7 protein-coding genes and 1 pseudogene are annotated in these 12094 nt (G+C 69.3%); 3 read left to right on the top strand and 5 right to left on the bottom strand.

The annotated features are described in order from the left end of the window. A partial coding sequence (locus B7767_RS46540) for a hypothetical protein (protein WP_179167252.1) occupies positions 1 to 203 on the top strand: 203 nt, incomplete at its 5' end. Between the two features lie 25 nt (positions 204 to 228). Next, positions 229 to 5322 carry a restriction endonuclease gene (locus B7767_RS23225; protein ID WP_085573898.1) on the top strand — a complete coding sequence of 1698 codons (5094 nt, stop codon included), beginning with the start codon at positions 229 to 231 and terminating at the stop codon, positions 5320 to 5322. 148 nt (positions 5323 to 5470) lie between these two features. On the opposite strand, the pseudogene B7767_RS49120 reads toward B7767_RS23225, so the two are convergent. The 3 genes and pseudogenes from B7767_RS49120 to B7767_RS23210 all read right to left on the bottom strand — a co-directional run. Further along, positions 5471 to 5730 (bottom strand): annotated as a pseudogene (locus B7767_RS49120) (Scr1 family TA system antitoxin-like transcriptional regulator); the annotation flags it as partial. Positions 5731 to 6099: 369 nt separating this feature from the next. After that, positions 6100 to 7314, bottom strand: a complete 1215-nt coding sequence (locus tag B7767_RS46535) for a hypothetical protein (RefSeq protein WP_085573897.1) — start codon at positions 7312 to 7314, stop codon at positions 6100 to 6102. Further along, a complete protein-coding gene (locus tag B7767_RS23210) occupies positions 7311 to 8369 on the bottom strand; it encodes a hypothetical protein (protein ID WP_085573896.1) in 1059 nt (352 codons plus the stop codon). The genes B7767_RS46535 and B7767_RS23210 overlap by 4 nt, the downstream gene beginning before the upstream one ends. Before the next feature lie 183 nt (positions 8370 to 8552). Between B7767_RS23210 and B7767_RS23205 the strand changes: the two genes are divergently transcribed. Then, positions 8553 to 9041: an ATP-binding protein gene (locus tag B7767_RS23205; RefSeq protein WP_085573895.1), complete on the top strand. Its 489-nt coding sequence runs from the start codon at positions 8553 to 8555 to the stop codon at positions 9039 to 9041. A gap of 55 nt (positions 9042 to 9096) precedes the next feature. On the opposite strand, the gene B7767_RS23200 is transcribed toward B7767_RS23205, so the two are convergent. Next, the gene (locus B7767_RS23200; RefSeq protein ID WP_143652601.1) at positions 9097 to 9453 is read right to left on the bottom strand and encodes a hypothetical protein; all 357 of its coding nucleotides are present in this window, start codon (positions 9451 to 9453) and stop codon (positions 9097 to 9099) included. Positions 9454 to 9825: 372 nt separating this feature from the next. Then, positions 9826 to 12094 (bottom strand): tetratricopeptide repeat protein (locus B7767_RS23195; protein WP_085573893.1); only part of this gene is annotated, 2269 nt, incomplete at its 5' end.

Below are 12094 nucleotides of genomic sequence, written 5' to 3'. Positions count from 1 at the left end.
GGGACGAGCCGCTGCGGGCGCCCATCGAGGAGTACAAGGCCCGCCTGGGCGCGTGGGAGCAGCCGACGCTGACGGCGGGTGGCGGCACCGCGCCCACCGCCACGCGCGACCGGCTCGCCTCGCTCGCGGACTCGCTGCTCACCACCGGCCGCCCGATGCTCCGCGTCCTCGCCGTCCTCGCCCCGGCCCACGCCGCCGCCTGACCGACCCACCCATAGGTATCTCACGATGACGTTCGACTCCCTGGTCAACCGCGGCGACTACTTCTCCGCGCACTACCTCGCCGAGGTCCTCCCCAAGGACCTCAAGTCCGGTCTGCTCGCCGAGTGGAAGCAGCGCGAGGAGGACGCCGCCGGCGCCGAGCGGCCCGAGGGCGCCCTGCCGGTCACCCCGCGCGCGGGCCTGCGGGCGCTGCGCCGCACCTACTTCGGGGCCCGCTCGTACTTCACGATGGACGAGGAGCGGGCGGCGACCGGCGACGACGCCGTGACGTACGGCGCCCCCGAGTGGCGCGACCGCGTCCGCACGCTCAACGCGGAGGTGCTGCGCGCTCTCGGCTTCGACGCCAAGCCGGGCACGCTCACCGTCGTGCGCGCCGACCAGTCGCACGAGGTGACGGTCGCGCACGCGGAGAAGGACCTCGTCGCCCTGGACTGCGGCTGGTCGGCCGAGCCGGACGACGCGCTGGACCCGGACGGCGCGGGGCGTCTGCTGGACGAGCTGCGCCTGGACGGTCAGCACACCGTCGTCACCGGGTCCAAGCTCGCCTCGTTCCTGTTCGCGTGCGAGGACGCGCCGCGCTATGTGCTGCTGCTGGTCGGCGGTGTCGTCGTGCTCGCGGACCGGGCGGTGTGGGGTGAGGGCCGGTATCTGGCGGTATCACTGGATACGGCGCTGGAGCGCAACGACACCAAGGCGGGTGGCGAACTCGACACGGTGGCCGCGCTGTTCGGCGCGGACTCGCTGCGCACGCCGGCGGAGGGCGGGGAGAACCCCCTCGCCACACTGGTCGACAAGTCGACGAAGCACGCGGTGGGCGTCAGCAGCGAGCTGCGGGACGGCCTGCGGCTGAGCGTCGAGCTGATCGCCAACGAGGTCCTGGAACGGATCCGGGAGGGCGGTGTCCGTCCGGAGGAGGTCAAGGAACTTCCTGAGCTGGGGCGGCAGTTGACGCGGGAGTCACTGCGGTACCTGTACCGGATCCTGTTCCTGCTGTACGCGGAGGCCCGCCCGGAGCTGGGCATCCTGCCCTCGGACTACCCCGAGTACCAGATGGGGTACGGGCTCGGCCGGCTGGGCGAGCTGATCGCCGAGCGGGACCTCGTCGACGAGAAGTCCCGTAAGGGCTTCTACCTGTACGAGTCACTGGACCTGCTGTTCACCAAGGTGCAGGAGGGCTACCGGCCGCGCCGCACGCACGGGGTGGACGCGGAGGCGTCGGAGGCTGTCACGGCGAAGACGTCGGAGGACATGGGGCTGCGGTTCGAGCCGCTGCACTCCAAGCTGTTCGAGCCGGAGGCGATCCGGCTGATCGGGGCGCGTGCGGTCCCCGACCCGCGTGCCGAGGGCGAGGTCGAGGGCGGGGAGCGGTTCATCGACACCCGGCTGCGCAACGAGACGCTGTACCGGGTGCTGCGGCTGCTGATGCTCACGCGGGGCAAGAAGAGGGAGCGCGGTGGGTTCATCTCGTATGCCCAGCTCGGGATCAACCAGTTGGGGGCCGTGTACGAAGGGCTGATGTCGTACTCGGGCTTCGTGGCGGGCGAGAAGCTGTATGAGGTCGCGAAGAACGGCGACCCGAAGGACGGCTCCTGGCTGGTCCCTGCAACGAAGGCCGACGAGTATCCCGACAGCGTGTTCGTCCGGCACAAGGACGAGGACACGGGCGTGGAGGAGCGCGTGTGGTACGCGCCGGGTGCGTTCGTCTACCGGCTGTCCGGGCGTGACCGTCAGACCTCGGCCTCGTACTACACGCCGGAGTCGCTGACCCGGGTGACGGTCCAGCTCGCCTTGCAGCACCGCCTGGACCAGGACGACACGGTCACCGAGGCGCGTGAGCTGCTGGACTGGAAGATCTGCGAGCCGGCGCTCGGCTCGGGCGCGTTCCTCAACGAGGCGATCAACCAGGTCGCCGCGGAGTACCTGCGGCGCCGCCAGGACGAGCTGGGCGTCGCCATCGACACCGAGAAGTACGCGGTCGAGCTCCAGAAGGCCAAGGCGTACGTCGCCCTGCACAACTCCTACGGCGTCGACCTCAACAACACGGCGGTGGAGCTGGCGGAGGTCTCGCTGTGGCTCAACACCATGCACCCCGGCATGGAGGCCCCCTGGTTCGGCCTGCACCTGCGGCGCGGCAACTCGCTGATCGGCGGGCGTCGGGAGGTGTACTCCGCCGAGCGTCTGAAGAAGGGCGGCTGGCTGGGGACGACTCCGGAACGCTTCCCGTTGTCGGAGGCGGTGGCGGGGGCCGCGCTGCCTGACGGGGCGGTGCACCACTTCCTGCTTCCGGCGAAGGAGTGGGGCGCGGTCGCGGCCGAGAAGGAGGCCAGGGCGCTGGCCCCGACGGAGGCGAAGGCGCTGGGTGCGTGGCGGAAGGCGATCACCAAGTCGCCGAGCACCGCGCAGACCAAGCGGCTTCAGGGGCTGGCGCGGCGGGCGGAGTACCTGTGGGGGCTGGTCGTGCGTCGGCTGGAGATCTCCGAGCGGGAGATCTCGCGACGGGTGGACGTGTGGGGCGCGGAGGACGGCTGGCTGCGCTCGCCCGAGGTCGCGGTGCCGAGGGAGAAGGTCAAGGCCGACCTGGAGGCCGTCGACACCCCGTACTGGCGCCTGAAGACGCTGATGGACGCGTGGTGCGCACTGTGGTTCTGGCCGGTGCAGGAGGCCGCGCTGCTGGACGGGTCGCACGAGGCGTACGCGCGGGCGGTGGAGGTCGCCTCGCAGGCGGCGGGGTGGACGGTGTCGGCGGCGCCGGCTTCGGTTCCGGGTCAGTCGGGTGCGCCTGCGCAAGAGACGTACGAGTCGGAGGACCTGTTCGGCGACGTCCGGGTCGTCGCGGTCAAGTCGAAGGCCGCACGGGGCGGCAGCCGCAAGGAGCAGATTCGCGGTGAGCGGCGGGCTGTGATTGCGCTGGCCTCGCTGGATGACTGGTTGGACTTCGCCGAGTCGTTGTTGGGGACGCAGGATGTCGCTGCCGACTCGCTGGTGGCTCAGTTCGACACGCTGGACGAGCTGGAGCGGTACGAGGACGAGTTGCCCGAGTGGATGGGCATGGAGCGGTTCACGTCGCTGGAGTCGCGGTATCCGTGGGCGGGGGTCGCTCGGGATGTGGCTGAGCGGCAGGGGTTCTTTCACTGGGAGTTGGAGTTCGGCAACGTCTTCGGCGCGCGAGGCGGGTTTGATCTGCAGGTGGGGAATCCTCCTTGGGTGCGACCTCGGTGGCAGGAGGACACGGTTCTCGCGGAATACGAGCCGTGGTTCATGCTGGCAGAGAAACCAGGGGTGACCGAATGGCGGCTGCGCAAGTCAGAGCTGCTGGAGGAGGACACCCGGGCGGGCATGTATTTTCTGAATGAGCTGGCCGGCAACGTCGGGTTGGTCTCCTCACTCTCGAACGCCACAACGTACCCGCTGTTGGAAGGAACCCAGCCCGACCTATATCGCGCCTTCATGTGCCGCGTCTGGGATTCCGCGGCAGAAGCGGGCACAACGGGTCTAATTCACCCGGATACGCATTTCAGCGGAAAGAAGGAGGCCTTTCTGCGCAAGGCCACCTATCAACATCTGCGAATCCATGCCAGCTTCGTAAACGGTTCAAACTGGGCCTTCCCTCGGCCGGTTGGCGACACCACCATTTTCGGAGTCCATATCTATGGCCGCTTGCAGCAAGTTAACTTCACGCACCTCAGTCATTTGTATTCAACCGCAACACTCATCGGGTCCCTGACACATGACGGTCAAGGCGCTCCGCCGGGCATCAAACACGGGGGCAAGTGGGACCTTCGCCCCCATCGCGCCCGGCTTGTTCCAGTCGACGGGGAGCGACTGGCCGGATGGAATCGACTGTCAGGCGATACCGACCTGTCCGATCAGGAGGCCCCCCTTCTGTCCCCGGTCACAGAAGACGAACAGGGGGCTATCGCGGCTCTGTCGAAGTTCTCCAATCGCGTCGGACAGAATTCCCCGAAAATCAGCCGTGGCTACGACGAGACCAACGGAAAAAAGGATGGTTACATCCGTTGGGCCACTACGGACATCACGAGTCCCAGCGAGCTAATTCTTCAGGGCCCTCACTTCACAGGCGCGACCCCGTTCAACAAGCAGCCGAAGATTCCATGCCGGAGCACTAACGACTGGGAAACGCTCCCCCAGAGCACCCTTCCAGCCGACATGCTTCCCCGCACTAACTACATCCGCGCATGCACCAGGGAGGACTACCTTTCAGCGCAGGACGTCTGGAATCCCACCGAGGGCCGCCGATACACGGATTACTTCCGTGTGGTCTGGCGTATGATGATCCCCTTCAATACGGAACGCAGCTTTTTCGCCGCCCTTATCCCGCCCGGCCCTGCTCACATCAATTCCGTGTCCAGCATGTTCCTGCACAGCAACCGAATGACAGCACTTACTGCAGGATTCTGGACTGCCATTCCAATCGACTACATCCTTCGCATTACGGGGAAATCGAACTTCCATACGGCCGATGCGGTGCGGATGCCCGCTCCGGACCCCGACCATCCTCTCGCCTCGGCTCTCCTCCTCCGCACCCTCCGCCTGAATGCCCTCACGAACCACTACTCCCCCCTCTGGGAAGAGCTCTACGACCCCCGTTGGGCGGGTTACGAGGACTGGGCCAATCCTGACTGGCCGCATCTGAATCCGCTCGCCTCTGGACTCACCGCAGCTTGGGAGTACGACACTCCCCTGCGTACCGAGTACGAGCGCCGAGCCGCACTGGTAGAAATCGACGCACTCGTCTCTGTTTGGCTCGGCATCACCGCCGACCAGCTTGCAGCGATCTACAGATCTCGTTATGCGGTCCTCGCTGACAGGGAAACAGCCATGCACTTCGACGCCAACGGGCGGCGAATTGCGGCGGACTCCTATGCCCACGGCCACAGCCAGACCAAGCAGGACTATCTTGACCTTCTCGCCCACTTGGAGAGTCCAGATACCACCCCGCCCCCAACTGGCTACACCGCACCCTTCTACAAGGCGGACCGCGAGGCCGAGATGCGTGCCGCGCACGCGCACTTCCAAGCTCGCCTGGACAAGGAGATCGCCGCCGGCCGCTGGACTCCTCCCGCGAAGCGTGAGGCCTGAGCGCCGTTCCTCGAGACGACGGTCGGCACTTCTCCGAGAGAAGTGCCGACCGTCGCGGGGAGCCATGCAGACTCACATCGTCTCGAGCATCCAGTTGCGCCCGCATCACCGCGCTCCCTCCCAGCGGCCGACGCAAAGTGCTCTCCTCGATGACGAAGCTGATCGTCGGCACGGGCATGCGTGAGAACAACTCCTGGCGAGCCAGCCGGACGCCACGCGCTGGTTCACGGTCTCCTCCTCCAGGAGAGGGCGCCACATCTCGAACACCACCCGCGCGTACTCCTCGACCTGCAACAACCCCGGCACAGTCTGGTTGGCGTACCCATGCAGCTCAACCGCCTCCGCCTCCAACTGCGCCGCATCCCGGAAGAACGACGGATACCGGGCCCGAGCCACCTCCTCCTTCATCACCGCCGGCAGCCCGCCGGCCTCCAGCACCGCTTCCGCCCGTTCGATGAACTCCGGCTTCGAATCCGCGCCCCAACTCCACCGACGCGACCATGTCCTCGCCGTAACCGAGCCTCGCGCCCAACTCCGCCCGCGCCAGCCCCCTGCTCGTCCGCAGCAACCGCAGCATCTGCCCGAAGCACCGCAGGATGCCCGTCTCACTCTCACCGTGAGTCGCAGTCACCGGTGCCCTCACCTCACGCGCCCGTCCGTCACTCACCGCTCACGGTAGAGACACGCACCGTACGTTTCGCGCCACTCGGCCCCATTTCCCCCGCACCGGTTACACGCGCCCGCCCTCCCCACGTACAGAACGCGCCGGTACACGCTTCACCACCACTCCACGAACACACTGTTGTTGCTCAAGCCCCGAGGGAAAACAGGAGTCGCGGGCCCCTCCCCGGACGTCGACACCACCCTGAAGTCGGTCGAGCCGCCCCGGTCCCCGGACCGGTCGTTGGGCAGGTGCACCGCGGCGATGAACTTCTCACCGTCCGGTGACACCACCATCCCCTGAGCAGCCAACCCCTCCTCCTCGCGCACCACGGCGACCGTGGCCCCCTCCGCGCGACCGGACCGCGCATCCACCGTCCGGAAGGAACCGGCCTTGTTGCGGCACAGCACCCGCTTGTCATCGACCCAGCCGACGATCCCGAGACACCCACTCAGCAGGACGGCCGAACGCGCCGATTTCGCCGTCAGCGTCCCGGTGGAACCCAGCGTGTCGAAGACGTGCCCGAAGAGCTTGGGCACCGTCGCGGTGAGACGCCGACCGCTCGGAGCGAGACGCACCATGTTCGCCTGCACGGCGACCGCGGGCTTGCCCGAGACGACCAACGGGAGTTCGTGCCCGCTCGCCGGGCCCTCGTCGGACAGCCGGTGGTCCCCCTCCGCCGGCCGGGAACCGATCCGGTACTCACCCTCGGCGGTCCGGTACGTGAACCACACCGCACGCCCGTCCGGCGACATGACGGCGTTCTGCTCGTCGGCCCCCGCCCCCTCACCGAGACGCACGAAGTCGTCGGCGTTGCCGCCGCTCTCCACGTAGCCGACATGGCTGGTCCCGGCGTCGTCCGGGTCGCGAAGCACCACCGCCATGCGCGTGAAGGCGAGGTCGAACAGGGCACGGACCCGGGGAGTCACGTACTCCAGGTCATCCACCTCGTAGGGCGAAGGGCTGTACCGACTCACTCCGCAGAGCTCCACGAGAGGGCTGTTGACCTCTTTGACACCGGAAACGTTGCTGAACGCGGTGTCGACGGGGATGAAGAAGTTCCGCGTCCCCCGCAGCTCCCACCGCTCGGCGTCCCAGGCCTCCACGTTCACTCCGGCGTACCGGGCGCCCATGCTGCATGTCGCGGTGACGACCGTCCCCTCGCGGGTGAACGGGTCGTCGGGCAGGTCGTATCCGCGGTTCCCCCGATACGGCGCCGAGGGGGACGACTCCGGCTTCTCCCTCTTCTCAGGCGGTGCGGAAGAAGTGCACCCGGGTGCGCACACGACGACGGCCAGCGCGGCGACGAGGGCCGCGCCCCTGCCGCTCACACCCCCAGGCACATGTCCTCCTGGGACTTCTCGTGGCACGCCGTCCAGGGCACGGACCCGAAGACCCACTTCTGCCGGGGATGCGCCGGAATGGACTCCGAACGGATGCGGAGCGGCTCTCCCTTGCCGTTCCTCACCTGGACCCACCGCCCGTCCGGCACGTAGTTGTCGTTGTAGCGGAGCTTGATGCCCCACTCGCACACCTTCCCGGGCGGCGCGATGACCTCCGCGCGGAGCGCGCCCGCGGACTGCCCGCCCCCGACCTCGATCAGGCCCCCGGCGAAGTACGGTTCGCCCTGGCCGTCTTCGTCGTCGGTGCGCACCGGTTCGCCGGCGCGGGGCGGCAGATGGAGCCGGATACCCTCGTACGTGACGCCGCCCTGCGGCGGGAGGGCGACGATCGTCTGCGCGGTGCTCTCCCGGCACGTGAGATCGGTGACCTTCCAGTCGTTGACGGTCACCGAGTTCTGCCGGGTGCTCAGCACGGTCATGGTGAAGGTGTCGGAGAGCTCCTGGTTCCCGCTGGAGGTCAGCTGCGCGTACCGCTCAGGAGCGTGCTCCAGGAACGACGCGTAGGCGAGCGGACGGCCGCCCAGTGACTTCAGATAGGAGAAGACGTCCTCGCTGCCCTGCATCTTCCGGATCTCGTCATCGGTCAGCGTCCGGTCGAGCACCATCACCCATTCGTTGGGCTCGTTCTCCTCGGGCCGCACGGACACGGTGAAGGGCGACTGTTCGGCGTCGTACTTCTTGTTCGAATCATTCGCCTGCGCCGTCCGCTGGTCGCTGAGCACGAAGTCGAACACGGCTTCGCGGAAAGTGGCCCCGCACGCGACCAGCGCCAGCACCAGGAAGGTGACCAGGCGCTTGCGCAGGGGCGAGCCGGGAGCGACCCCGCACGCCTCGGCGACCATCGACCAGAAGCCCTGCCCGCGTTCGCTCTCCCCGGCCGGAGCAGCCGCCGGAGGCTGCTGCGGAGTGGTGCCGCCCGTGGTGTTCGCACCGGTCTCCGGTGCGGGTTCAGGTGTTCCACCCGTTGGCGCGGTCGCCGTCATGCCGTCCCCCTAGACGTCATCCCTCCAGGGATCCACCATAGGGGCAACACCGTTACTGGTAACGGTATGTGACGCAGTTTCATGTCATGTCACCGGACCACTCCCCCCGCCCCCATGTACAGCCCGCCTCCGTACAGGCGTCGGCGCTGGTGACACGCCCGTCGCTGCCTCCACGCTGGCGGCATGCACAGTCCACTCCCGCGGCGGCCCCGGCTGCTCTCCCTCCTCCCCGTGCCCGCCACCGAGTTCGCGATGGCCTTCACGTCCACCCCGCGCGGCGCCCGGCTGGCCCGGCTGTTCGTCGCGCACTGCCTGGACTCCTGGGGCCACCCGCACACCAGTGACGTCAACGAGACACTGACCCTCATCACGGCCGAGCTGTGCGCCAACGCCGTCCAGCACGGACGGCTCCCCGGGCGGGACTTCCACGTCCGGCTGGCCACCGAGGCGGGCGGCACGCGGCTGCGCGTGGAGGTGTCCGACGCCCGCGCAGAACGCCGGCCCGCCACCACCGCGTCCCCCGACCCCGACGCCGTGTCCGGCCGCGGCCTCCTCCTCGTCGCCGCCCTCGCCGACGACTGGGGCGTCACCGACCGCCGCGGCGGCCCCGGCAAGACGGTGTGGGCCGTGACGGACACCGCGCGGGCCGGCCGGGTGAACACCCCTTCCTGAACAGTGGGTTGCGGCCGTGGGGCCCCCGTCCCCCACGGCCGCAGCACCGCACGGCTCAGTCGCCGATCCGATCGGTCACCGGCACACTGCACTCGTCGTTGCCCAGATCGGGGCCCGTGGTGCAGACCCAGAGGGTGATCGTTCCCTCTTCACGCATGTTGTAGTTGCAGGTCTTCTCCACCTCCGGTGTGGTCACGCTGCAGGAGCCCGAGCGGCCGTAATCCGTGAACCACTCGACGGAACTGCTGCGGTGCTCGTAGTGCTCGACCCAGATCTTGTCGCCGTACCGGATGAATCCGCCGTAGGCGTAGCCGTTGGACACCACCGCGTCGGCATGGGCCGAGGTCGAGAAGAACAGGACGGTCGCGGCGGCGCCGACGGCGGCCACGGCTGAACGGGTGAGCATGCGCATGCAATTCATCCCTTCGCTGGAAGTGGGTCACCGGCGATGACACGGGCCGGTGCTGCGGGAGGCCCGGCCGACGGAACGCGGCTGTCCCGTCCGGGCGGGCGCCTCCCCCGCGGAGTCCCGCCCGGACGACGCTCCCGTGTCCCCCCTGGTCGGCCCGTCGGCCCCTCGTCGGCTCACGACGCCGGAGCGGCCGAGCGCGCCACCCCCACCAGGTGGCATGTTCTGCCTCCTCACGTCCGGGAACGTGGTGCCACACTGCCGGGCGCGGCATCGGCGAACCTTCGGAAAACCTTGAATCCGCCCGGGGAGCGGTGGAGGGAACGACGCACCCCCGGCGGGGGCGCGCTCGTGGTCACAGGCCGAAGTCGGGTGTCACCAGCCGGCGGGGCGCAAGTGGGGCAGTGACATCGGACGGTGAAGGTCCAGCCGGACGCAGATGTCGGCCGCGGTCCTCTCGTGCCGCCGGGCGTCTTCCGGGTCGGCCGGGGCCAGTGTCCGGGCGAGTTCGCCGTGTGCCTGGGCCTGCTCGTGGAGATGGTGTCCCTCGTCGGCGACGGTGAGGGCGAACTCGTACTGCCCGATCGCCTCGGCCGTGCGTCCGAGTGCGATGAGGGTCCGGCCGAGTTCGACGCGTGCGTAGGCCTGGAGCCGGGTGTCGCCGTCCAGCAGGGCGGCGGCGACGCGCTGGAGTTCCAGCGCGTCGCCGGCGTGCCCGGAAGCACGCAGCGCCGTTCCCATGAGGGTCAGCGCCTCGGCTTCGCCTTCCTTGTCATGGATCCGCTGCCGCAGTTCTCGTACCCGGCGCAGGTGGCCGAGGGCCTCCTCGTGGTCGCCCAGGGCGATGAGGCACCTGGCCAGGGCGGTGACCACGTGGTCGTTGGGACTGGCCTGTCCCAGCTCCTCGCACCCGGCGTGGGCCGCGCGCAGATACGGCAGCGCCGCGTGGTTCTCCGCTCTCAGCACCCGGTTCACGCCGCGGGTCCAGTGGGTGATGATCCTGGCATCGAGTCCCAGAGGGGAGAGACCGGGGAGTTTCCCGAGTTCCGCGTAGGCCCGTTCCGCATACTCCTCGGCCCCCGCGTGGTCACCGCCGCGCAGTCGCATCAGACCGAGCAGCGCGAGGCTGTGCGCATGGAACTCGGTGTTCCCCTCCATGCGCGCCGAGGCCGTCAGCAGGTCGTGGGCGAGGGAGACACGGCCGGCCGACCAGTGGGCCAGGGCCAGCAGCGTGTTGAGCATCGCCTCGCCGCCGTCCGCCGCCTCCCTCGCGGCGGACACCCCCTGTTCGAGCAACTCGATCGGATCACCGGCGAGGTCCCGGCCGAGGAAACGCCAGAAGGAAATGGCGAGCCGCCACGCGTAGTCGCTGTGTCCCTCCGCCGCGGCGCACCGGGTCGCGGCCAACAGGTTGCCCTTCTCCGCCGTCAGCCAGGCGCGTGCGGCCCCGGCGTCCGCGCTCCCGTCGTCGAGGCGGGCGGTCGCGGCCGCGACGGCGGCCAGGTAGTGGTCCAGCATCCGCTCGGTCATCCGCGGGTCCTCGGACAGACCGCGGGCGTACTGGCGCAGGAGGTCGTGCTGCCGGTAGCGGCCGACGACGGCTTCTTCGGCCAGGTGCGCGTCCACCAGCCGCTGGAGACAGTCGTCGGCCCGGGCCGTCGGCATGTCCGCCATCGCCGCGATGACCTCGGCGTCCGCGTCCACACCGGGATGCCGCCCCAGGGCGTAGAAGACGGTCCGGTCGGCCGGCGCCAGCTGTTCGTGGGACATGCGGAACGCCAACGCCACCTCCCGGTCGGCGAACAGCTTCGGCAGCCGCTCACGCTCCTTGGACAGTTGACCGGACAGATGGGCGATCGGCCACGCGGTGCGGTGGGCCAACTGGGCGCCGGACAGCCGCAGTGCCAACGGCAGCCCCGCGCACAGGCGGACGACGCGGGTCACGGCGTCCGGTTCGGCGGCCGCCCTGTCGTTGCCCACGAGGCGCGCGAAGAACTCCGTCGCCCTGTTCTCCGGCAGGACCGTCAAGGACATGGGCCGTGCCCCGGCGAGCGCCGACAGCCTGGCCCTGCTGGTGACGATCACGAGACCGGCGCCGGCCGGCAGCAACGGGGTCACCTGCGTCTCGTCGACAGCGTTGTCGAGAACGAGCAGGAGCCGTAAGCCCGCGGTCCGTGCCCGCCAGTGGGCCTGGGCGTCGCCCGGCGCCTCGACCTCCAGCTGGCCCAGCAGTACTTCCAGGGCCTCGTTCGCGGTCAGCGGCGCCTTTCCCGGGCTGTGCCCCTGCAGATCGACGAAGAGCACACCGTCCGGAAAGCGCTCGGCCAGCACATGCCCGGCATGGACGGCGAACGCCGTCTTGCCGACCCCGGCCATCCCGTCGATCGTGCAGACGACGCCCCCTTCCGCGGCGGCGGCCGTCAACCGGGCGAGTTCGTCCTCCCGCCCGATGAAGTCCGGCAGGTCGCGGGGAAGGTAGTTGCGCCCGCGCCGGCGAGCTCCCGAGGCCCTTCCGCCCGAACCGGGCACGGCGCCGCGCACGAGCGGGGCCCCCGTCGGAGCATCCTCGTCGGCCGGCACGCCGACGGTGGAGGGAGTCCGCCGGCGGGCGACCGGCTCCGGCGCCGGCCGCTCGCCGGTGGCT

Source organism: Streptomyces sp. 13-12-16 (assembly GCF_002114215.1).
Lineage (GTDB): Bacteria > Actinomycetota > Actinomycetes > Streptomycetales > Streptomycetaceae > Streptomyces.
Note: the sequence above shows the minus strand (reverse complement) of the source record. Positions and strands in the feature narration are given on the sequence as shown.